Raw genomic sequence first — 22,849 nt, 5'->3', positions numbered from 1 at the left:
GGGATTCCCCCGGAGTATTGTCAGACAGAAAGTGACAGGCCGGGCTCACTTTCTGTCGGGAAATACTCTCGGGGGTGAATTGCCGCGAAAGCGGCAAGAGGGGGCAGACAGCCCCCTTGCCCCGGCAGGGTTCAGGGCCGATATTCGCCGGATGAGTCTGCCGCCCGGTTTCCTTGACGAACTCCGCACCCGCACCACGCTTTCCCACGTGGTCGGGCGCAAGGTGACATGGGACAACCGCAAGTCCAATCAGGCCAAGGGCGATCTTTGGGCGCCGTGCCCGTTCCATCAGGAAAAGACCGCTTCGTTCCACGTCGATGACCGTAAGGGCTATTTTTACTGCTTTGGCTGCCACGCGAAGGGCGACGCGATTTCCTTCCTGAAGGATGCCGAGAACATGTCCTTCATGGAGGCGGTCGAAACCCTTGCGCGCGAGGCGGGCATGCAGATGCCCGTCGCCGACCCGAAGGCGGCCGAGCGCGCCGACCGGCGGACCGAACTGGCCGGGGTGATGGAAGAGGCGCTTCGTCACTACCGGCTGCAGTTGAAGACCGCAGCCGGGGCGGCGGCGCGGGACTATCTGGCGCGGCGCAAGCTTTCCGAGGCGGCGCAGGACCGGTTCGAGATCGGCTTTGCGCCCGAAGGCTGGCAGGGGCTCTGGGATGCGCTCCGTGCGCGGGGCATCGCCGAGGACCTGATCCTTGGCGCGGGGCTTGCCAAGCCATCGACCAAGGGCAAGGCGCCCTATGACGTCTTCCGCAACCGCATCATCTTTCCGATCCGCGATCCGCGCGGCCGCTGCATCGCCTTTGGCGGGCGGGCGATGGACCCGAATGACAACGCGAAATACCTCAATTCGCCCGAGACAGACCTCTTCGACAAGGGCCGCAGCCTCTACAATCACGGGCCGGCGCGCGAGGCGGCGGGCAAGGGCCAGCCGCTCATCGTCGCCGAAGGCTACATGGACGTGATCGCGCTTGTCAGCGCGGGGTTCGAGGCCGCCGTGGCACCTTTGGGCACGGCGATCACCGAGGATCAGTTGCGGCTCTTGTGGCGACTGTCGCCGGAACCGCTGATCATGCTCGACGGCGATACAGCTGGTATTCGCGCGGCGACCCGGCTGGTCGACCTTGCGCTGCCAATGCTGGAGGCGGGGCAGGGGCTGCGCTTCGTCATCCTGCCCGAAGGCATGGACCCCGACGATCTGATCAAGCTTCGTGGCCGCGAGGCGATGGCGAAGCTGGTCGAGGCAGCGCAGCCGATGGTCAATCTGCTCTGGCGGCGGGAGACCGAGGGCCGCGTCTTCGACAGCCCCGAGCGGAAGGCGACGCTCGACAAGTCTCTGCGAGAGGCCATCAGACGCATCGCCGACCCCTCGATCCGCGCCCATTACGGCGAGGAAATCAAACGGCTGCGCTGGGACCTGTTCGGCTCCAACCGTCCTGTCGGCCGTGGCCCCGCTTCGACGCGCGGCGGCAAGTGGAAACCGATGCTGCAGCAGCCCCTGCCGGTGACGAAAGCCTCGCTTCTGGCCGCCGCATCGGGGGCGGAGGTCGAGGACTATCTGCGCGAGGCGATGATCCTTGCCATCGCCATTACCCATCCCGGTTGCATTTCGCGTTTTGAAAGCCAGCTGGAGACCGTTGAGATGCGCGATGCGGGGCATGAACGGCTGCGCCATGCGCTGCTGGTCGCCGCGCACGAGGCGGGCGATATCGGGACGAAAATCGTGGACTTGGCTGGGCAGGACCTTGAAAAGCTGATGGGCCTCGCCCACGTCCAGACAGCCCCCCCGGTGCGTTATGCCGACAATGCCGAACTTGCGGCGATGTGCCTGGCAGAGGAGCTGGCCAAGCTGGAGGCGCGGCGTGGCGCTGAGGCGGAGGTGGCCGAGGCGATGGAGGATCTTGGCGGACTGGCTGACGAGGGTGTGACTTGGCGACTGTCACAAGCCGCTGAAGCCCGGCACAGGGCGGGCCGGTCGAAGCTGGACGACGACAGCGATATGGGCGAGGACCGTGCAGCCCTTTCAGCGGAATTGCAGCGCCTGATCGACACCGCCGCCTGGGAAAAGAAGAAACACTGAATCGCCCGCCCGCAGGACCCCGGCCCCTGTGATTCGGTCCGGCGATTCGCTACAAGACCAGAACCGATTCGCAGCCCCAGCGATTCGCCCGCGACGTAAAGGAGCCCCGATGGCCGCCAAGGACACCGACGAGCAGAAGCCCGCCACCGACGACAACGAGCATACGCTCGACATGTCTCAGGCTGCGGTCAAGAAGATGATCGCCGATGCGCGTGAGCGCGGCTACATCACCTATGACCAGCTCAATCAGGTGCTTCCGCCCGAACAGGTGTCCTCCGAGCAGATCGAGGACGTCATGTCGATGCTTTCGGAAATGGGCATCAACGTCATTGAGGATGACGAGGCCGATGAGGCCGACAATTCTTCCTCGAGCGCGGTTGTGGAAACGTCGACCTCGCGCGAAGTGACTGTTGCCACCTCCTCGGGCGAGACGCTGGATCGCACCGATGACCCGGTGCGGATGTATCTGCGCGAAATGGGCACGGTCGAACTGCTGAGCCGCGAGGGCGAGATCGCCATCGCCAAGCGGATTGAGGCGGGCCGCAACACGATGATCGCGGGACTCTGCGAAAGCCCGCTGACCTTTCAGGCCATCACCATCTGGCGCGACGAACTTCTGAACGAAGACATTCTGCTGCGCGATGTCATCGACCTTGAGGCGACCTTCGGCCGCTCGATGGAAGATGACGATCAGGTCGAACCGGTCGTCGAGGGCGCCGCAACCTCGCCCCAGACGAAGAGCGGGGACGATGAGCCCGAGCTGGACGCTGACGGCAATCCGATCGCCAAGGCCGATGACGACGACGACGATGAGGACGACGCCTCGAACATGTCGCTTGCCGCGATGGAAGCGGCCCTCAAGCCGCGCGTGCTGGAGATGCTGGAAATCATCGCCCGCGACTATGTGCAGCTCTCGGAAATGCAGGACCTGCGGATGTCGGCGACGCTGAACGAGGACGGGACATTCTCGCTCGCCGATGAGACCGCCTATCAGAAGCTGCGCTCAGAGATTGTGACGCTGGTGAACGAACTTCACCTGCACAACAACCGGATCGAGGCGCTGATCGACCAGCTTTACGGCATCAACCGCAAGATCATGTCGATCGACTCGAACATGGTGAAGCTCGCCGATCAGGCCCGCATCAACCGGCGCGAATTCATCGACGAATACCGTGGCTATGAGCTTGACCCGACATGGCTTGACCGCATGGCCGAAAAGGCCGGGCGCGGCTGGCAGGGGCTGATCGAGAAGTCGCAGGACAAGGTGGAGGCTTTGCGCGCCGAGATGGCGCAGGTCGGCCAGTATGTCGGTGTCGACATTTCGGAATTCCGCCGCATCGTGAATCAGGTCCAGAAGGGCGAGAAGGAAGCCCGGCAGGCCAAGAAGGAAATGGTAGAAGCGAACCTGCGTCTGGTCATCTCCATCGCCAAGAAATACACCAACCGCGGCCTGCAGTTCCTTGATCTCATTCAGGAAGGCAATATCGGCCTGATGAAGGCCGTGGATAAGTTCGAATACCGCCGCGGCTACAAGTTTTCCACTTATGCGACATGGTGGATCCGCCAGGCGATCACCCGGTCGATCGCCGATCAGGCCCGCACGATCCGCATCCCGGTCCATATGATCGAGACGATCAACAAGCTGGTGCGCACCGGCCGCCAGATGCTGCACGAGATCGGCCGCGAGCCGACGCCCGAGGAACTGGCCGAAAAGCTGCAGATGCCGCTCGAGAAGGTCCGCAAGGTGATGAAGATCGCCAAGGAACCGATTTCGCTCGAAACGCCCATCGGCGACGAGGAAGACAGCCAGCTCGGCGATTTCATTGAGGACAAGAACGCGATCCTGCCCTTGGATTCGGCCATTCAGGAAAACCTGAAAGAGACGACGACGCGGGTGCTGGCCTCGCTGACGCCGCGCGAGGAACGCGTCCTGCGCATGCGTTTCGGCATCGGCATGAACACTGATCATACGCTGGAGGAGGTGGGCCAGCAGTTCAGCGTCACCCGCGAACGCATCCGCCAGATCGAGGCGAAGGCCTTGAGGAAGCTGAAGCATCCGTCGCGGTCGCGGAAGCTCCGGAGTTTCTTGGATCAGTGAGGTCTGGGAGGCTTTTCCTCACAAAGTTAAACGCTAAGTTGCCGTGGCTGGTGGTCGTAAGCTGCGGTTTGGCGCTCATGGTCATCGTTGGAATTGCGCTTTCGGGTGACTTCTTGATCAGCCGTCGCTGGCTTTCGGTTGCCCTTCCGCCAAGTCTTTTGGTTTCGCTGCTGTTTGGTGTGTTTGTCTATCGCTTCGAGTGCAAGGTGGCGCGGTCAAAACCACCAACTCCGCCTTTGTTATTCAATCAGAGTTTCGCTACTGCGTGGGTGGTGTTTCCAATCCTCGCAGCCGCGTCGATGAACGCCATTGTTTTAGTCGGTGTTCCATTTGTTTCAGCGAAGTTTGTAGCCCAGTTCAGCACGATCGAGACAAATGCGGAAATCGGTCACTGCCCCGCAGGAGCACATCTTCACAGCGCTTCCATTGAAGGCTGCATCACAGTGCCGTCCTATTGGAGCCCATTTCCTCTTGGTCCTGGCAGGGGTCTGCTTGCGTCAACGGCACCCCAAAGCCTGCGAATATTCGCCGTGGGTTCAGACTTGGGTGTCTTCGTGCTCTCGGTCCAGCGGTTGTAGATGCCGGCGACTTGAGGTTGCTTGCCTTAAATTCACATGTGACTGCCCGGTTCGCCTGCGAACCGGGCAGCGCCCGACCCGCCCCCATGGGCGGGCGCTTCTGGCGCCCACCCCCGGGCCGGGCGCTGCCCTCGGTTGCGCCGCTTCCGTCGCCTGTCGCACGTCTGGCCAGCCCGCCCTTCCCGTAGTAGAATCGGGGAAACACGGAGTGTCCCCATGTCATGGTTGTCCCGCCTCTTTGCCGGCTCCTCTGGCGATAAACCCGAAGCCGAGCCGGTTCTTCACGAGGGCTTTCGCATCTTCGTCGATCCGATCAAGGAAAGCGCGGGCTTCCGGGTCGCGGCGCGGATCGAGAAGGAGATCGGCGGCGAGGTGAGGGTACACCGGATGGTGCGGGCCGACACCGTCTCCACCGCCGAGGCCGCGGCGGAGATGACGCTCCGCAAGGCCAAATCGCTCATCGACCAGCAGGGCGAGTCCATTTTCAACTAGGCCGAACGGTTCCCGGGAGCCACCACACCGCGCTTGCGGGGCCCGCGGCTTGCGTTAGTCTGGCCGCAAATGGTTCCGGGGGAATGAGAATGAAGCAGGACGCACCCGAGGGGGAACTGACCCTCCGAACGCTGGCGATGCCGCGCGATGTCAATGTGAACGGCGATATCTTCGGCGGCTGGGTGCTGAGCCAGATGGATATCGCTGCCGGGATCGTTGCAGGCGCCCGGGCGAGGGGGCGGGTGGCCACTGTCGCCGTCGATGCGATGAAGTTCATCCGGCCGGTCAAGGTCGGCGATGTCCTTTGTATCTATGTGAAAATCGCCCGGATCGGCCGCACCTCGATGGCCCTGGAAATCGAGGCCTGGGTTCTGCGCGACCGCCATGGGCAGCGCGAGAAGGTGACCGAGGCGGTCTTTACCTTCGTCGCGATCGACGAGGCCGGGCGGCCGCGGGTGGTGCCGGAAGGGTAGGCGGGCAGGGCGTCGGCCAACGGTCGGCATTCCGTCGGCAAAACGTATGGCAGGGACACCCGGCCCGTTGATCACCCGTTAACCATGGGCAGGCAAGGGTGCGCCATGTCCCGCTACCTCCGCCCCCATGCGCCCGGCGCAACCGTCTTCTTCACCGTGGCGCTCGCCGAGCGTGGGTCGGATCTCTTGGTGCGGGAGATCGGGCGACTCCGGGCGGCGGTGGCGGCGACGAGAAGGGAGAGGCCGTTCGGGATCGACGCATGGGTGGTGATGCCGGATCATTTGCATTGTGTCTGGACGTTGCCGAAAGATGATGCGGATTATTCGGTGCGTTGGGGTGCGATCAAGGCGCGGTTCACGATGTCCCTCCGTCAGGCAGACGGTAGGCCGGGCTTCAGCCCGGCCCCCCTTCCGACGGAGTTACCCATCGTACAATCCGGAAAATATGCCGGGCTGAAGCCCGGCCTACGCCGGAACAAGCGTGAGCAGGCGATATGGCAGCGGCGGTTTTGGGAACACCATATCCGGGACGAGGCCGATTACGCCGCCCATGTCCGGTATTGCTGGATCAACCCCGTCAAACATGGGTTCGTCGAGCGGGCAGTGGATTGGCCGTATTCGTCGATTCATCGGGATATCGCGCGCGGCATCGCGGAGCCCGAATGGTCAGGGATCATCACCGACGGTGCGTTCGGGGAGTAGGGTGGGTGAAACGCACCAGTGTTGCGAGAGTTGACGGGTCGGCATGGTGGGTTGGCACCCACCCTACGCTTGTTTTGGGGAGTAGGGGTGAGGCGCGCCCGGAAATCGCGCCAGTGGCACGACTTCAGCGCCAAACGGGTGGAGCCCCGGGGTTTTCAACCCACCACATGCCGGGTCGGACTGCAGCATGCATTGGCGAGGGAAATGGTGGGGTAGAACCCCACCCTACGGCTTGCTGGATTTCACCAGCCATTATTATTCGAAATTTGTCGAACTTCTAACTCTGTCAATCCCGATACCAGCTTTAGATCCACTAAGCCGCTTTTTGTAACGCCTTCGCAGAAATGCGCTGCCACCATTGCGATACGTAAGGGAAAGTCCTTCCCGATGTAAACCTCGTGTAGGTTTCCTGATTGATCAGAGCTAACAAGCAGTGAATCATTGTAAAAAAAATCCGATATGGCACCAATTGATCCGCCGGGGTGAACGTCAATAGGCAAGCCAACGCGTTTTATCTCGGATACTCGTACTTTTGCCGCACGCATGTCTCCAAAAACGAACTCACCATGGTGTTGAATCACGTTGCGCAATTCTCGAACGTTCCCAAATAGTTCCTTGAAAGTGATTAGTAGGTCGGAAAGGCTTTCCTTTGTAGAGCTGTCTGCGGTGAAATTTTGGTACGGCATGCGGCTCACTGCATACCTTAAGATGTCAAGTTCCGATACCAACGCCCGCGCAAGTGTAAAAAAGAACGTGTTCCCGCGGTTTTCTCTAGTCGCGGAATGCAAGTTCACGACAGAGTTACACTGACGAAAGAAATTTCGTATAAAACTCTTTTGAGAATTACTTAAAAGGCAAACCGGCGGTGCGCTAAAAAATATGAATATTCCATTGTCGTTCCTTGGTGGGATTTTAAAAGGTGGAGACATCTGGTTCGACTTGCCTCGTGGATTTCTGGCACTTCACCAGCTTCGGTGCCAGCGACAGAACGTTACCTTCACCGGGTGCCGCACGCGTTTGCTTCGCAATCGCTTTCGCGCACTCGTTGAACCCGCGAGCGAAATCCAAGCAATCCAGCCGCCTCAGCGGCTGAATTTCTTGTATTTCACCCTTTTGGGTTCAACGCTATCCGGCCCCAGCCGTCGGATCTTGTCTTCCTCATAGGCCTCGAAGTTGCCTTCGAACCATTCGACATGGGCCTCGCCCTCGAAGGCAAGGATATGCGTGCAGAGGCGGTCGAGGAAGAAGCGGTCGTGGGAGATGATGACGGCGCAGCCGGCGAAGTCGTCGAGGGCGGCCTCGAGCGCCTGCAGGGTCTCGACGTCGAGGTCGTTGGTGGGTTCGTCGAGCAGGAGCACGTTGCCGCCCGAGCGCAGGAGTTTCGCCATGTGGACGCGGTTGCGTTCGCCGCCTGACAACAGCCCCACCTTCTTCTGCTGGTCGCCGCCCTTGAAGTTGAAGGCCGAGCAATAGGCGCGGGAGTTCATCTGGACGTCACCGAGTTCGATCTGCTCGGCACCGCCGGAGATTTCCTCCCACACCGTCTTGTTCGCGTCCAACGCGTCGCGGGACTGGTCGACATAGGCGAGCTTCACCGTGTCGCCGTAGGTCACCGTTCCGGCATCGGGCTGTTCCTGACCGGTCAGCATGCGGAAGAGCGTGGTTTTCCCCGCGCCGTTCGGGCCGATGACGCCGACGATGCCGCCGGGGGGAAGGGCGAAGGAGAGGTCCTCGATCAGCTGCTTGTCGCCCATGTGCTTCTTCAGCCCCTCGACCTCGATCACCTTGCCGCCGAGGCGGGGGCCGTTCGGGATGATGATCTGGGCGCGGGTCAGCTTGTCGCGCTCGGACTGGTCGGCAAGCTCGTTATAGCGGTCGATCCGGGCTTTCTGCTTGGACTGCCGCGCCTTGGCCCCGGCGCGGATCCATTCGAGTTCACGTTCGAGGACCTTCTGGCGCGCCTTGTCCTCGCGCGCCTCCTGCGCCAGCCGCTTGGCCTTCTGTTCGAGCCAGGCGGAATAGTTGCCCTCGTAGGGGATGCCCCGGCCGCGGTCGAGTTCGAGGATCCAGCCGGTGATGTCGTCGAGGAAGTAGCGGTCATGGGTGACGCAGAGGATCGTGCCGCCGTATTCGATGAGGTGCTTTTGCAGCCAGGCGATGGTTTCGGCGTCAAGGTGGTTGGTCGGTTCGTCGAGAAGCAGCATGTCGGGCGCTTCAAGCAGCAGCTTGCAGAGCGCGACGCGGCGGCGTTCCCCGCCCGAAAGGGTGGCCACGGCCGCGTCGTCGGGCGGGCAGCGCAGGGCCTCCATCGCGACGTCGATCTGGCTGTCGAGGTCCCAGAGGTTTTCGGCGTCGATCTCATCCTGAAGCTTCGCCATTTCGTCGGCGGTTTCGTCGGAATAGTTCATGGCAAGCTCGTTGTAGCGGTCGAGCTTGGCCTTCTTGGCGGCGACGCCGAGCATCACGTTGCCGCGCACGTCGAGGCTTTCGTCAAGCTGCGGTTCCTGCGGCAGGTAGCCGACGGTCGCGCCCTTGGCGGCCCAGGCTTCGCCCGAGAAATCCTTGTCGATCCCGGCCATGATGCGCAGGAGCGTGGACTTGCCCGCGCCGTTGACGCCGACGACGCCGATCTTGACGCCGGGCAGGAAGTTCAGGCGGATGTTCTCAAAGCATTTTTTGCCGCCGGGATAGGTCTTGGAGACGCCATCCATGTGGTAGACGTATTGATAGGATGCCATTTTTCCCTCCGCGATCCGATGTGGCCTTCTCCTCTAGTCAAGAGTGCCGGGAAGGGCAATTGGCGGCGAAAAAAAAGGCCGCCCGAAGGCGGCCCTTGTTCGATGGGTCAGGGCTCATTCCCGGTTGTCGAGCGAATAGAGGCCGCTGCCGATCAGGGCTTGTACGATGAGGGCCACGGCCCAGTAAGCGGGATATTCCCAGCCGCCGCCCTGGTTCGAGAAGATGAAGCCCGCGGACCAGTGGGCGGTGAAGATCGCGCCGAGGAGGACGGGAACGAGGGCGAGCGAGACGAGGCGGGTCTTGAAGCCCACGATCAGGGCGATGCCGCCGAAGAGTTCTGCCGCGATCACGAGATAGGCGAGGGGGCCGGGCAGGCCGATGCTTTCGAAGAAGCCTGCCGTGCCTGCGGGCGTGAAGACCACGATCTTGAGAAGCGCGTGGATGATGAAGAAGACCCCGTTCGTCACGCGCAGGATCAGAGCGGCGAGGTCGGTGCGGTCTGCGGCGGTGCCGGGCAGGGCGGCGAGCGTATTGGTCGTCATGTCAGTCTCCTTTGCGGACTGTGTTTCGCTGCGCCGCAAATTGAGGCCAGTGGACCTTTGGGGCAATTCGGTGAAGTCAAACAGGAAATGTGCGCAGGCGCACTGATATTGGATACATGGCTATTCTATGTGCGAATACTAATGTTCTGACAGTCGCTTTTCGAACCAGTGATGCGCGTAGGGTTCGGTGTTGAAGGCCGGGATCTCGTGCCAGCCAAGGCGGTGGTACAGCGCGATTGCCTCTGTCAGTGTCCGGTTGGTGTCGAGCCGGAGCGTTCGGATGCCCAAAGCGCGGGCCTCTGTCTCGGCCCTTTTCATCAGGCGGCGGGCCAGCCCGAGACCGCGCGCGGCGGGGGCGATCCAGAGGCGCTTGATCTCGCCCGTCTCGCTGCCGTTGCCTTTCAGAGCGACGCAGCCGAGAGGCAGGCCGTCCGACAGCGCGACAAGGAAGCTGCCAAGCGGCGGACGCAGGTTCAGGGCTTCGGGATCGAGGCTGGTCGTGACGTCGAAGCCCGTCTCAAAACGGCGGGCCAGTTCGGCGTAGTATTCGTTCAGGCAGTAGCGTGCCTCGGGCGTTTCCGGGTCGATCCGGCTCACGGTGATCCGGTGCCGGGTGAGGGCGGTCGCCACAAGGTCCATCGCGGCCAGAAGCGCGTCTGCCCCCCGCGACTGGCGGGACATGAGCGCATCGGCGCGGGCGTCGGACAGCCGGTCGTAAGCGGCGATTTCGCGTTTGCCGCGCGCCGTCGGGTGGGCAATGCGGCGGCGGCGGTCGGCGGGGTCGGGTTCGGTCACGATCAGCCCTTCCTCTTCCAGTCCCCGCAGAAGGCGGCTGAGGAGTCCGCTGTCGAGGCTGAGCAGATCGCGGAGCGCGCCGACCTCGGCCCCGTCAGGGCCGATCGAACAAAGAAGGCGCGCGGCGCCCAACGGACGACCGCGCCCGAGGTAGGAGTTGTCGAGAGCGCCGATTTCCTGCGTAACGGCGCGGTTGAAGCGGCGGATGCGTGCGGATGCGCTGATCATGATAGCTGACTTTAGTCAGATAAATTTCAGGCGCAAGTCCGCGTTGACAGCGGCAAGGGCGGCGGGAACAAAGGGCGGGCAGGCAAGGAGCAGGACGTGCAAGGCTTTCCCGTCGCATATCCCGGTATGAGCATCGGTCTTCTCGGCGGGTCGTTCGATCCGGCGCATGAGGGTCATGCCCATATCACGCGAGAGGCGCTGAAGCGCTTCGGGCTTGACCGGGTGTGGTGGCTGGTCAGCCCCGGCAATCCGCTGAAGACGCGCCAGCCCGCGCCGATGGAGACCCGGATCGCGAAGGGCAGGCAGGTGATGGGCCATCCGCGTGTGGTGATCAGCGATATCGAGGCGCGGCTTGGCACGCGTTATACGGCCGAGACCCTGCAGCGCCTGATGGCGCTTTACCCCGGGGTGCGGTTCGTCTGGCTGATGGGTGCAGACAATCTGGCGCAGTTCCATCTGTGGCAGGACTGGGAATGGATCATGCATAACGTGCCGGTCGGGGTCTTTGCCCGGCCCGGCGCGCGGCTTGAGGCGCGGGGCGCGCGGACGGCGGAGGAATTTGCGCGGTTCCGGCTGCCATCGCAAGCGGCGCTCCTGTTGCCCCGGATGCGGCCGCCGGTCTGGGCTTTCCTCGACGTGCCGATGGTGAACCTGTCCTCGACGGCAATCCGCGCACGTGGGGATTGGCGGGCCTGAAGGGGGTTGCCTCCGGCCTGCCCATCGGCGAGATTCCGGCGCGGGAGGACAGGTGGCGATGACGCGGCTGACGCGGCGGTTTATTCTGACGGGCATGATGGGTGGGCTTGCGGGCCGGGCATTGGCCGAGGCGCCTCTCGTGTCGCCACGGCCAAAGGCGCGGCCACTGCGGGTTGGCGCAGTTTCGGCCCCCCCGGCGGAGGAACTGATCCGGGCGGCGGGGCTTGGCGGGCGCGTGGGCTTTGTCGTGGCCGATGCACGGACCGGTCTGGTGCTGGAGGCTTCGGAGGCCGATCTGCCGATGCCGCCCGCCTCGACGGCAAAAATCATCACTTCGCTTTATGCGCTGGATCATCTCGGGCCGGGGCACCGTTTCGGTACGCGGCTGATCGCGACCGGCCCGGTTTCCGGTGGCAAGGTGCAGGGCGATCTGGTGCTGGCGGGCGGCGGCGATCCGGTTCTGTCGACCGACGATCTGGGCGATCTGGCTGCCCAGCTGCGAAAGGCGGGCGTGACCGGGATCACCGGTCGGTTCCTTGTCTGGGGCGGGGCGCTTCCGTATCTGGAGGCGATCGACCGCAGCCAGCCGGAATGGCTGGGCTACAATCCCGCCGTCTCTGGGCTGAACCTCAATTTCAACCGGGTGAATTTCGTCTGGAAACGGGCGGGATCGGGCTATGAGGTGGGCATGGATGCCCGCGATACGCGCTTTGCGCCGCAGGTCTACTCGGCACGGGTGACGATCGCCGACCGCAGCCTTCCGGTCTATACCTACAGAAACGGCGGCAAGGTCGAGGAATGGACCGTCGCAAAGGGCGCGCTGGGCAAGGGCGGAAGCCGCTGGTTGCCGGTCCGTCGGCCTGACCTTTACGCGGGCGATGTGTTCCAGACGCTGGCGCGTGCGCAGGGTGTGCCCTTGCCCGCACCGGAGGCGGTGCAGGGCCTTCCGGGGGGGACGGTCATTGCCCAGCATGGCAGTTCGGAACTGCGCTCGATCCTGCGCGGCATGATGAAGTATTCGACAAACATGACCGCCGAGGCGGTTGGCATGGCGGCCTCGGTCCGCGGTGGCGTCACGAGCCATGTCGCCTCGGGCCGGGCCATGTCGGACTGGGCCAAGGCGCGCGCCGGGGTCACCACGCCGCGTTTTGCCGATCATTCGGGCCTTGCCGGCGCCTCGCGCATCTCGGCGGCCGATATGGTGCGGATTCTGGTGAAACTCGGCCCCGGCGGGCAGTTGGGCGGGCTGATGAAGGAAATCCGTTACAAGGACAGCGGGGGCAAGCCGTTGTCGCATGTGCAGGTGCTGGCCAAGACCGGCACACTGAACTTCGTCTCGGCGCTTGCCGGTTACGTCTCGGCCGGTGGCAGCAATCTCGCCTTCGCGATTTTCACCGGCGATATCGCCCGGCGCGACGCGGTGCCCGACAATCAGAAAGAGCGGCCCGAGGGTGGCAAAGCATGGGCGGGCCGGTCTCGGAAGATGCAGCAGCAACTGATCGAGCGCTGGGCGGCGGTTTACGGCAGTTGAACTCCAAAAAACTGTCGCAAACGGGCGCGCGGTTCGCCGATGCCGACCGCAGGTTGACGTAGGGCCTGAACCGGGTCGGACGTCACACGGAGACAGCGATGACTGGAAAAACCGGCCTGCCGAACATTCTCTTGATCATTGCCGATCAGATGACACCCTTCATGCTGGAGGCATGTGGCTATCCCGGTGCCCGCACCCGGCATATCTCGGCGCTTGCCGACCGGGCGGTGAATTTCACCAATGCCTATACGCCAAGCCCGATCTGCGTGCCTGCCCGGTCCTGCCTGATGACCGGGCTTCTGACCTCGACGACGGGGTGCTATGACAACGGCGACCCGTACCCGAGCTTCATCCCCACCTTCGCGCATTACCTGACCAATGCGGGCTATGACACGGTCTTGTCGGGCAAGATGCATTTCATCGGTGCCGACCAGCTGCATGGCTATGCAAGGCGGCTGAACACCGACATCTATCCATCGGGTTTCCTCTGGTCCTATCCGCTTTTGCCTGAGGATGATCCGGAGGCGATGGCCTTCGACTTCGCGCCACAATACCGGGCGGAGAATATCGGGCCGGGCTGGACGGCCGAATTGCAATATGATGAGGAAACCCAGTTCCGGTCGCTGGAATATCTGCGCCATGCGCCGAAGGACCGGCCGTGGATGCTGACAGTGAGCTTCACCAATCCCCATCCGCCCTATGTGGTGCCGCGCAAGTACTGGGAGATGTACAAGGACGCCGACCTGCCATTGCCGTTTTATCCCGATGACATGGACGCGAAGTATTCCGACTTCGATCGTGCCTTCCTGCGCTGGTACGGGCTCGACCGCAAGTCGATCCGTGACCCCGAACATCTGATCGCCATGCGGCGGGGTTTTGCAGCACTTGCCCATTACGTCGACGATAAGGTCGGCGAATTGATGGATGTGCTGGATGAGCAGGGGCTGGTCGAGGACACCATCGTCATCGTCACCTCGGATCATGGCGAGATGCTGGGCGAGAAGGGGCTGATCCAGAAGCGCAGCCTATACGAATGGTCGGCACGCATTCCGCTGATCGTGGCAATTCCGGGCGGCACTCGGCGCGATGTGGCGACACCCGTTTCCTTGATGGACCTGCCCGTGACATTGGCCGATCTGGCCGGGCAGGAACTGGCGCGGCCGATGGAGGGGCGGTCGCTTCTGCCCGCGCTGCGGGGCGGGGCGCTGGAGGAGGTTCCGGTCATCGCCGAGTATCACGGCGAGGGCATCATGCGGTCGAGCTTCATGGTGCGGAAGGGGCCGTGGAAGTACATCTACTGCCACCGTTCGGCGCCGCAGCTGTTCAACATCGACGAAGATCCCGGCGAGTGGGTGAACCGCGCGGGCGACCCTGCCGTGGCCGAAATCGAGGCCGAGTTGAACGCCGTGATCACCAGCGGGCGCTTCGACCTCGACGCGATCGAGGCCGATGTCTGGGCGCGGCTGCCGCAAAAGGCGGTCGTCAACGCCGCGATGGCGGCGAACGGAACGGCATGGGACTACCGGGTGGAGGATGACACCACCCGGAAATACGTCCGCAAATAAACCGGCTCAGATCCCGTAGCGCGCGGCGGTGAGGCCGTCGAAGTCGATCTCGGGCTTCTTGCCCATGACCAGATCGGCGACCGCGCGGCCCGAACCGGCGGCCATGGTCCAGCCGAGCGTGCCGTGGCCTGTGTTCAGGTAGAGGTTGCGGTAGCGGGTGGGGCCAAGAACGGGCGTGCCGTCGGGCGTCATCGGCCGAAGACCAGTCCAGCCTTCGGCCTGCGAAAGATCGCCGCCCTTGGGGAAGAGATCGCCGATGACATGGCGCACCGTATCGGTCGCATGGGGCCCGAGCCGGTCGGAATAGCCGGCGATCTCGGCGGTGCCCGCCACCCGGATACGGTCGCCGAGCCGGGTGATCGCGACCTTGTGGGTTTCGTCCATGATCGTCGATTGCGGCGCGAAGGCGTCGTCGGTGACGGGCAGGGTGACTGAGTATCCCTTGACCGGATAGACCGGCAGGCGGATGTCGATAGGATTGAGCAGCTTTGGCCCGAACGATCCCAGCGCGCAGACATAGCGATCGCCCTCGACCCGGCCGAGGCTTTCGGTCAGGACGCCGATCACCTCTTCGCCGCGGGTCTGGATCAGCCTGATTTTCTGGCCGTAATGGAAGGTGACGCCAAGGGCCGCGGCCTTTTCGGCGAGCGCCATGGTGAACATCCGGCAATCGCCGGTGCGGTCGGCGGTCAGGCGCAGCCCGCCCACGAACTTGTCCTTGACCTCGGCCAGTGCGGGTTCGACCTCGATACAACCGTCGCGGTCGAGGACCTCGTAGGGGCTGTCGAACTCGGCGAGGATCGCCTGATCGGCTTTCGACGCCTTGAGCTGCTTGTCGGTGCGGAAAAGCTGGAGTGTACCCTGCTCGCGACCGTCATAGTCGATTCCGGTCTCGGCGATCAGGTCGGGCATCACGTCGCGCGAATAGTTCGAGACGCGGACCATGCGGGACTTGTTCAGCGCATAGGCGTCTTCGGTACAGTTGGAGAGCATCTGAGCGCCCCATTTCCACATAGTGGGGCTGATCAGCGGCCAGATGAACAGCGGACGACGTTTCATGAAGAGCCATTTCAGCGCCTTCATCGGGATGCCGGGCGCGGCCCAGGGCGAGGTCATGCCGTAGGAAAGCTCGCCCGCATTGGCATAGCTCGTCTCCATGCCGGGGCCCGGCTGGCGGTCCAGCACCACGACTTCGGCACCCTGACGGGCGAGGTAATAGGCGGTGGTGACGCCAATCACCCCGGCGCCCATGACGACGACTTTCATGATTCCACTCCCCCGTTCGCGTTCGGTGCCGCGCTAGCATAGCAGGAGACCAGCGACAATTGGGATTGGATCGGAGCCTGTCTGAGAGGTGGTCGCGCCCGGGGCCTAAGCCGTTCCGCTATCCGTCCGCCAACACGTAGTCGGGTTCCCGGGAATGCTGGGCGATGTAATCGACATTCGCCATGTCGTTGTCACGGGTGCGCGTGCGCGCCGCATCCGGGGAAAGCCCGTGATCGAGCCACCGTCTGATCAGCCGGGCCTCAAGCTCGTCGCGGCTGACCTCCAGACGGATTTGCAGATCGAGAAGCCCCGCCAGATCCGACCATGGATGCGTATTAAGCAGCAGGTAGTTCCCTTCGATCAGGACGATACGGATGTCTTCGCCGATCCGGCCTGCGCCGGGCACGGTGCTGTCAGCTTCCCGGTCGAAAGTGGGAAATTCAACGGTGCCCTTCTGGCGCAGCTTGCGGACGAGAGCGACGAAACCGTCTGCGTCAAAGGTTTCAGGCGCGCCTTTGCGATGCAGGAGCCCCATTTGCCGCAAGCGATCATTGTCGAGATGGAACCCGTCCATCGGCAGCACCGTCGCTGTGGGTCCCAGACGGGCAGCCAGATCTTCGGCGATCGTCGACTTGCCCGAGCCGGGTGCGCCTGCAAAGCCGACCAGCAGGCGGTCGTGGCTGTGCGTGCGCGCTTCGATTTCCTTAACAAGCGCTTCCTTTGATATCCGTGTCATTGGGTCAGTCTGGTCCTTGGTCTGCGGGTGGGGCGCATTGAACGCGGCAAAGAATGCCGCAGGTCAGGTGCCGGAGGGAAGCCCGGAGAGCAGCTTTGCCATCAGGGCGCCCAACTGGGCCTGTTCGTCTTCGCTCAACGCCGACAATATCCGCGTTTCGTTCTGCGAATGAGCGGTGAGCGCCCGCTCGATCAGGCCGCGCCCCTTGTCAGAGAGCTGGACGAGCGTGCCGCGCCGGTCGGCGGGATTTGGCAGGCGTTCGATCAGCCCCGATTTCTCCAGCCGGTCGAGCCTTGCGGTCATGCCGCCTGAAGAAAGCATCGTGACGCCATAAAGCTCGGTCGGGGTCATCCGGTAGGGCGAACCGGAGCGCCGGAGCGCGGCCAGCACGTCGAATTCGCCGTCCTGAAGGCCGAACTCGGCGAAAACCGGCACCAGATGATCGCGGCGGATCACCAGTGCAAGTTCGGACAACCGGCCCAGAACCTCCATCGCACTGAGGTCGAGGTCAGGCATTTCCTGACGCCATTGAGATACGGCGAAGGCCGCACGATCCATTTGTCTTGACATCAAGATACTTTTCACTAAGTTAGTTTCCGACAAGATACTAATTCAATTCGGAGTGAAATCAAATGGCGGATGCTGTTTCCCGCGCGGGGATGCCCCCCCGCGTCATGGGGTCGTCCCTTGCCGCGCCGCTTCTTCTGATCGCGGTCGGTTCGCTGATCGCGACGGCGGTCGCGTTGTCGAAACTTGCCGCAGCCGCAGGGGCCCCGATGCTTGGCTATCTCGGCGCGGTCTGGGTCGGGGCCGGAGCAATCCTGATCCTGCCGGTTCTGATCGGACGGGGTGTGGCTGGTCTTGGCCGGCTCTTGCCCTACAGTTTGGGCGCGGGCGCGCTGATGATGGCGCCGAGTGCCGCCGGATATCTTGCTGTTGGCCATGTCGGTGCTGGCTTCGTCTCGCTGACATTCGCATTTCCAGTCCTGATCACATGGGTCATCGCGCGGGTATTGCGGATGGATGGCGCAAGACGCGGTCAGGGGCTGGGCGTCGCTGCGGCACTGGTTGGTGGCGTGGTCCTGGCATCCGGCAAGCTGGCCGAGACCGGCGGGCCCGGCGACGGGGCGCTCTGGGTAGGTGTCGCGGCGGCCATTCCGGTAGCTTTGGCATTGGGCAACATCTTTCGCACACGGTTCTGGCCCGTTGGAGAAGCGCCGCTGACGCTTGCTGCTCTGTCGGTCCTGATTGGCGCGGCTTTGGTCCTGCCGATGGCCGTGGTCAGCGAAGGTCGCCGGCTTTCCATGCTCTGGACCGATCATGACATCCTGCTTCTGATCCTGACGGGATCTGCCGTGGTGGCGGCGCAATATGTTCTGCAATTCCGCCTGCAGGCGCAGGCAGGCCCGGTCTATATGAGCCAGATCGGCGGGGTTGCCGCCATGGTCGGAGCCGTCCTTGCCGTTGTGGCCCTGGGCGAGGCTTTGCCACCCGCTTTCTGGCCTGCCGTCATGCTCATCGTGGCCGGAACAGTGCTGTTCCAGCGCGCGGCGACGCGGAACGGCCACCCTTGACACTTTGCGGGACGAGGCGCATGGCTTCGCCCCGTCATGGTCGATCTGCGCCCCGTTGGTTACGTCGTCGGACTCGTCATCGCCTGTCTGGGCCTGACGATGGTCGCCCCGTTTATCACCGACCTTGCGTTGAACACCGGCAACGCCGATGCCTTTGGAGAGGCGGCCTTGTTCAGCATCGGTGCAGGTGGCTTGACCGCGCTCGCCTGCCAGAACCGTGCCGGGAACAGCCTGTCGATACGGCAGGCATTTCTTTTGACGGTCGGGATCTGGCTGTTCGTGCCGTTCTTTGGCGCTTTGCCCTTCGTCATAGGTGAGCCGGAAGTCAGCCTGATCGATGCGTATTTCGAAGCAGTCTCCGGTATCACGACGACCGGAGCCTCCGTCTTCGTGGACGTCGACCGCCTGCCCGCCGGGGTTCTTCTTTGGCGCGGAATGCTCAACTGGCTCGGCGGACTTGGGATTGCCTTCATTGCCATGATTTTCTTGCCGGTGATGCGGGTCGGTGGCATGCAGTTCTTCCGGGCCGAGGGGTTCGACACGTTCGGCAAGGTTCTGCCGCGCGCGACCGACATTGCACGTGACCTGTTTTTCGTCTATGCCGGGCTGACCATCCTGTGCATGGAAAGTTATTCGCTGCTCGGGATGCCCGTTTTCGAAGCCGTGGCACATGGTTTTGCAACGATCGCGACAGGTGGTTTCTCTCCGCGCGCGGCTTCCTTCGCGGGCTATTCAGCACCGATCGAGTATACCACTGTCCTGTTCATGATCCTCGGCAGTCTGCCTTACATCCGGTACGTGCAGCTCGTGCACGGCACCGCCAAGCCTCTGTATCGTGATGCACAGGTGCGGGCCTATCTGGGCTGGATCGCCGCGGCGGTGGCATCGGTCACGCTCTGGCGGGTGCTGACCAGCGACCAGTCGGTGGAACCTGCCTTTCGCGAGGCACTGTTCAACCTTGTCTCGATCATGTCGTCCACCGGTTTCGGAACCGGAAGCTTCCCGAGCTGGGGGGGCTATGCAATCATGGTCGCACTCTGGCTTGGTATTATCGGTGCCTGTTCGGGGTCGAGCGCGGCGGGCCTGTCGGTGTTCCGGGTCCAGGTACTGCTGAACGGGCTGATGGCCGAGATCCGGCGCATCCATTCTTCCAGCCGGATCGTACCCTTGCGATACGACCGCCGCACCGTGGACCGCGATACGCTGGACGCGATAACGCTTTATCTCGGCGCCTATATCCTGACCTTCGGCGTTGTCGCGGTGCTGATCCTCGATACGGGCGTCGATATCGAATCCGCGATCTTCGCCTCGTGGACCTCCATCGGGAATATCGGTTACGGCTATGGCCCGATGGTAGCGCCGACGGGCACGTTCATCGATTTTCCCGACCCCGCGAAACTTCTGATGATCCTAGCGATGATCATGGGCCGTCTGTCGCTTCTGTCGATATTCGTTGTGGCACTGCCGCGCTTCTGGCGGGCCTGAACCTTTCACGTCCCATCCTGTCACGCTTGACAGATTCGCGATGCCCCGCCATGGCTCTGGCATGTTGGATCTGCGCCCCGTCGGATATGTGATCGGCCTGCTGACCGCCGTGCTTGGGGTGACGATGATCGTTCCCATGGCGGTCGATCTTGCCTATGCCAATGGCCATTGGCAGGCATTCGGGCAAAGCGCATTGATCGCCGGGCTTGGCGGCGGCTTCATGGCGGTGGCCTGCGCCAATGGGGTTCAGCGGCGGCTGTCGCTTCAGCAGACCTTCCTTCTGGCGACCGGTGTCTGGATGGTTCTGCCGCTTTTCGGGGCGTTGCCCTTTTATTTCGGCGCGACCGGTGCGCGGGTGGTGGATGCCGTTTTCGAAGCGATGTCCGGTCTGACCACGACCGGGGCCACGGTTTTCATCGGGCTCGACGACTTTCCGGCCGGGCTCCTGCTTTGGCGGTCGATGCTGCAATGGTTTGGGGGCGTCGGGATCATCGTCGTTGCCATGGTCTTCCTGCCCGAACTCAGGGTCGGTGGCATGCAGATCTTCCGGTCCGAAGGGTTCGACACCGGTGGCAAGGTCCTGCCGCGTGCCGCCCAGATCGCGGCGCAGATCATGGGGATCTATGTCGGCCTGACCATCGCCTGTGGGCTGGCCTATGTTGCCGTCGGCATGACCGGGTTCGAGGCCGTGAACCATGCGATGACAACCATCGCCACCGGAGGGTTCTCAACCTCGGACGCATCCTTCGGGCTCTTTCAGGGCGCGCCGGAATATGTGTCATCCTTTTTCATGGTCGTCGCGGCGCTGCCATTCGTGCGCTACGTCCAGCTTGTGGCTGGCAGCGCGCGGCCGCTCTGGCAGGATGCACAGGTGCGGGGCTTTCTGTGGACGCTCGCCGTTCTTATCGCGGTGATCTGGGCCTATCGCGTGTTCGTGCGCGCGGACAGCGTCCTGCATGCGCTGCGCGAGGCGGTTTTCAACGTAACCTCGATCATCACCGGGACAGGCTATGCCAGCGCCGACTACCAGCTTTGGGGGCCGTTTTCGATCGTTCTCTTTTTCTTCATCGGCCTCATCGGCGGCTGCGCCGGATCGACCTGTTGCTCGGTCAAGATCTTCCGCTATCAGCTTTTGATTGCAGCGGTCAGCGCCCAGATCCGCCGCATCCACTCGCCGAACGGGGTTTTCGCGCCGCGTTACGCCGGGCAGCCGGTGACGGATGAGGTCCTGTCCTCGGTTATGAGCTTTCTGGGGCTTTTCGTCGTCAGCCTTGGCCTCATTGCCGTGTCGCTTGCGCTAACCGGGCTTGATTTCACGACGTCGATCTCGGGCGCGGCGACTGCCATTGCCAATATCGGCCCAGGGCTGGGCGAGATCATAGGGCCGGCTGGAAACTTTGCCGCGATCAATGATCTGGCGAAGTGGATCCTGACCGTTGCGATGCTGCTCGGCCGGCTCGAGCTCCTGGTCGTTCTGGTGCTTTTCCTGCCGCGGTTCTGGCGGGCCTGACGGCCCGGCTCAGTTCCAGCAGGAGACGAGCACGGTCATGTCGCGCCCGAGCATGGTCAGGTCCTCAGGGGCAAGGGCGGCGGTGCTTGCCGTCTCCGCCACCGGTTCGGCGACAAGCCCCGCCCCGGCGAGCGCCGCCCGGATCGTGGTTCCGTCGAGCGCGAGGCCGACATCCTCCGGCAATACCCGGCTGCCATCCTTGTCGCGCGGCAGGAGCATGCCCACGACGGCGCCCGTCGCGTCGAGAACCGGGCCGCCCGCATCGCCGTCGAGCGTCCGGACCGAGAGCCGGGTCAGCTGTTCCTCACCGCCGAGTCCGCGCGTATCGGCAAGCGTGCCGAAGCTCATCACGGCGGTGTCGAGCGCATCCTGATAGGAGAACCCTGCAACGGCGATTTCAGAATTGACCCGACCGGAGCTGAGATTGGCCTGTGCCCGGGGCGCAAGGGATGTGCGGGGCTTGAGAACGGCAAGGCCGGTCGCTGCATCATGCAGTACCGTGTCGGCCTCGATCCCGCCATCGAGCGTCAGACGGCGGCATTCGGCGATCACCTCGTCCGTCGTCGCGACCAGCCCGGTCCCGTCGAGATAGAACCCGGACCGCGACAGCGCCGGGCGGCGGATTTCCAGACCGGACATCAGGGTCGCATGATCCTCGGCCAATGGCGTGCCGAGCCCCTCATCCAAGGCGGTATCGCCGATGGACCGGAAGGACGCCTTCATCGCGTCGACTACGCGGGCCGCCCGGTCTGCTTCGGCAGTGGGCCAGACAAGGGTAAAGCCCTTGATCGTCCCACCCGCCAGTTCGGCCTGGCTGTAGGATTGCAGGCGGTCATTCTGGCCGGTCAGCACGAACGATGTCGCGTTCAGCTGGCGGTCGCCCGAGACGGGAACGATTTCCAGCGTCTGCATGATGTCATAGAGCCCCGACAGCGTCGCCCGATCGCCCTTTTGCGAAATCAGCAATGCGCGGAACCCGGACCCGTCCTTTTCGCCGTAATGGACGAAGGGCGGCTGATAGCGGTCGAAGGATATCAGCGCGAGGGGCAGGGCAATCTCGATCCCGGCCTCGTCCTCGGTCACGGTTTCAAGCCCGATCGCTGCAAGGTCAGCCTGATAGGCCGCCATGAGTTCGGCGCGCTGGGCGGTCGTGAGAATGCCGGACGCCTCGTATCCCATCGCGGCCTGCCACGCGCCCATCGAGCGGCGGGTGCCGGCACCGAAGGCACCGTCGATGGCACCGGTATAAAAGCCTTCCCATTGCAGGGCTTCCTGCAGCGCACGGCGTTCCTCGGCCAAGAGCAGCGCCTCGGACCGGCGCGCCTCGTTCGGGGTTTCGTCCGGCAGAGTCGAGGGCTGGGTCGCCGTCAGGGTGTCGACAGCGGGCGCTTCGGGTTGCGGCAAGGCGGCGGTGCCGCCAACGGGCCAGAACTGGCTCTGGAAGCGGGAGCCGGTGGCGATGTAGCTGTCCGCCGGGATCAGCCGTTCGCTTTTCAGCAGGAAGAGCTGGCGCTCAGCCTCCTCAGGTGTGAAGGGGCCCAGCACGACCGCATACCAGCCGGTCGTCATCGCAAATCCGTTCACATTGGGAAAGACGCCCGAATAGGCGCGGGCGCGTTCTTCGCCCTCGCGCAGGGACGGCTGCGCCTCGATCTGCACCCATGTTTCCTGAGCCTCGGCCGCAACAGCGGCAATCATCATCAGAAATCCGGCAACCAGGCCCGTAAAACGCATTCCTAAAAACCCCTTGTCG

20 protein-coding genes are annotated in these 22,849 nt (G+C 63.2%); 12 read left to right on the top strand and 8 right to left on the bottom strand.

Annotated elements, in window-relative coordinates; translation table 11 throughout:
- Positions 1-151: 151 nt before the first annotated feature.
- The 6 genes from dnaG (at position 152) to QKW60_RS07770 (ending at position 6,429) form a co-directional block, all read left to right on the top strand.
- Positions 152-2,086: a DNA primase gene (dnaG, locus tag QKW60_RS07795; protein ID WP_282367728.1), complete on the top strand. Its 1,935-nt coding sequence runs from the start codon at positions 152-154 to the stop codon at positions 2,084-2,086.
- A 109-nt stretch (positions 2,087-2,195) separates the two neighbouring features.
- Positions 2,196-4,184: an RNA polymerase sigma factor RpoD gene (rpoD, locus tag QKW60_RS07790; protein ID WP_282367727.1), complete on the top strand. Its 1,989-nt coding sequence runs from the start codon at positions 2,196-2,198 to the stop codon at positions 4,182-4,184.
- A 77-nt stretch (positions 4,185-4,261) separates the two neighbouring features.
- Positions 4,262-4,762, top strand: coding sequence for a hypothetical protein (locus QKW60_RS07785; protein ID WP_282367726.1), 501 nt, complete (start codon positions 4,262-4,264; stop codon positions 4,760-4,762).
- Between the two features lie 216 nt (positions 4,763-4,978).
- Complete coding sequence (locus QKW60_RS07780; protein ID WP_282367725.1) at positions 4,979-5,254, top strand: HlyU family transcriptional regulator; 276 nt, start codon at positions 4,979-4,981, stop codon at positions 5,252-5,254.
- A gap of 89 nt (positions 5,255-5,343) precedes the next feature.
- Complete coding sequence (locus QKW60_RS07775; protein WP_419762653.1) at positions 5,344-5,727, top strand: acyl-CoA thioesterase; 384 nt, start codon at positions 5,344-5,346, stop codon at positions 5,725-5,727.
- Positions 5,728-5,832: 105 nt separating this feature from the next.
- On the top strand, positions 5,833-6,429 hold the full coding sequence (locus QKW60_RS07770) for an REP-associated tyrosine transposase (RefSeq protein WP_282367723.1): 597 nt from the start codon (positions 5,833-5,835) through the stop codon (positions 6,427-6,429).
- Between the two features lie 242 nt (positions 6,430-6,671).
- Here the strand turns inward: QKW60_RS07770 and QKW60_RS07765 are convergent, their stop codons facing one another.
- From QKW60_RS07765 to QKW60_RS07750, 4 genes are all read right to left on the bottom strand, one after another.
- Entirely contained in the window at positions 6,672-7,124 is a 453-nt protein-coding gene (locus tag QKW60_RS07765) for a hypothetical protein (protein ID WP_282367722.1), read from the bottom strand.
- Positions 7,125-7,511: 387 nt separating this feature from the next.
- A complete protein-coding gene (ettA, locus tag QKW60_RS07760) occupies positions 7,512-9,167 on the bottom strand; it encodes an energy-dependent translational throttle protein EttA (RefSeq protein WP_282367721.1) in 1,656 nt (551 codons plus the stop codon).
- A 114-nt stretch (positions 9,168-9,281) separates the two neighbouring features.
- Positions 9,282-9,710, bottom strand: coding sequence for a DoxX family protein (locus QKW60_RS07755; RefSeq protein WP_282367719.1), 429 nt, complete (start codon positions 9,708-9,710; stop codon positions 9,282-9,284).
- A gap of 138 nt (positions 9,711-9,848) precedes the next feature.
- Positions 9,849-10,733: a helix-turn-helix domain-containing GNAT family N-acetyltransferase gene (locus QKW60_RS07750; RefSeq protein WP_282367717.1), complete on the bottom strand. Its 885-nt coding sequence runs from the start codon at positions 10,731-10,733 to the stop codon at positions 9,849-9,851.
- A gap of 126 nt (positions 10,734-10,859) precedes the next feature.
- Here QKW60_RS07750 and QKW60_RS07745 point away from each other — a divergent pair, with 126 nt between their 5' ends.
- The 3 genes from QKW60_RS07745 to QKW60_RS07735 all read left to right on the top strand — a co-directional run bounded on the left by QKW60_RS07745 (position 10,860) and on the right by QKW60_RS07735 (position 14,525).
- Positions 10,860-11,429 carry a nicotinate-nucleotide adenylyltransferase gene (locus tag QKW60_RS07745; RefSeq protein WP_419762663.1) on the top strand — a complete coding sequence of 190 codons (570 nt, stop codon included), beginning with the start codon at positions 10,860-10,862 and terminating at the stop codon, positions 11,427-11,429.
- 58 nt (positions 11,430-11,487) lie between these two features.
- Positions 11,488-12,960, top strand: coding sequence for a D-alanyl-D-alanine carboxypeptidase/D-alanyl-D-alanine endopeptidase (dacB, locus tag QKW60_RS07740; protein WP_282367715.1), 1,473 nt, complete (start codon positions 11,488-11,490; stop codon positions 12,958-12,960).
- Positions 12,961-13,058: 98 nt separating this feature from the next.
- On the top strand, positions 13,059-14,525 hold the full coding sequence (locus QKW60_RS07735; protein WP_282367714.1) for a sulfatase-like hydrolase/transferase: 1,467 nt from the start codon (positions 13,059-13,061) through the stop codon (positions 14,523-14,525).
- 6 nt (positions 14,526-14,531) lie between these two features.
- Here QKW60_RS07735 and QKW60_RS07730 read toward each other — a convergent pair whose 3' ends face one another.
- The 3 genes from QKW60_RS07730 to QKW60_RS07720 all read right to left on the bottom strand — a co-directional run bounded on the left by QKW60_RS07730 (position 14,532) and on the right by QKW60_RS07720 (position 17,097).
- Positions 14,532-15,791: a D-amino acid dehydrogenase gene (locus tag QKW60_RS07730; protein ID WP_282367712.1), complete on the bottom strand. Its 1,260-nt coding sequence runs from the start codon at positions 15,789-15,791 to the stop codon at positions 14,532-14,534.
- A 118-nt stretch (positions 15,792-15,909) separates the two neighbouring features.
- Positions 15,910-16,527: a nucleoside/nucleotide kinase family protein gene (locus QKW60_RS07725; protein WP_282367711.1), complete on the bottom strand. Its 618-nt coding sequence runs from the start codon at positions 16,525-16,527 to the stop codon at positions 15,910-15,912.
- A gap of 63 nt (positions 16,528-16,590) precedes the next feature.
- A complete protein-coding gene (locus tag QKW60_RS07720) occupies positions 16,591-17,097 on the bottom strand; it encodes a MarR family winged helix-turn-helix transcriptional regulator (protein ID WP_282367710.1) in 507 nt (168 codons plus the stop codon).
- A 449-nt stretch (positions 17,098-17,546) separates the two neighbouring features.
- On the opposite strand from QKW60_RS07720, the gene QKW60_RS21035 reads away from it, so the two are divergent.
- From QKW60_RS21035 to QKW60_RS07705, 3 genes are all read left to right on the top strand, one after another.
- The gene (locus tag QKW60_RS21035; protein WP_419762652.1) at positions 17,547-18,101 is read left to right on the top strand and encodes an EamA family transporter; all 555 of its coding nucleotides are present in this window, start codon (positions 17,547-17,549) and stop codon (positions 18,099-18,101) included.
- 36 nt (positions 18,102-18,137) lie between these two features.
- On the top strand, positions 18,138-19,586 hold the full coding sequence (locus QKW60_RS07710; protein WP_282367707.1) for a TrkH family potassium uptake protein: 1,449 nt from the start codon (positions 18,138-18,140) through the stop codon (positions 19,584-19,586).
- Between the two features lie 61 nt (positions 19,587-19,647).
- Positions 19,648-21,096 carry a TrkH family potassium uptake protein gene (locus QKW60_RS07705; protein WP_282367706.1) on the top strand — a complete coding sequence of 483 codons (1,449 nt, stop codon included), beginning with the start codon at positions 19,648-19,650 and terminating at the stop codon, positions 21,094-21,096.
- A gap of 9 nt (positions 21,097-21,105) precedes the next feature.
- Here QKW60_RS07705 and QKW60_RS07700 read toward each other — a convergent pair whose 3' ends face one another.
- Complete coding sequence (locus QKW60_RS07700; RefSeq protein WP_282367705.1) at positions 21,106-22,830, bottom strand: serine protease; 1,725 nt, start codon at positions 22,828-22,830, stop codon at positions 21,106-21,108.
- Positions 22,831-22,849 lie beyond the last annotated feature (19 nt).

It is taken from the genome of Albidovulum aestuarii, assembly GCF_029961185.1.
GTDB classification, from domain to species: Bacteria; Pseudomonadota; Alphaproteobacteria; order Rhodobacterales; family Rhodobacteraceae; genus Albidovulum; species Albidovulum aestuarii.
This window is presented reverse-complemented; position numbering and strand designations above follow the sequence as displayed.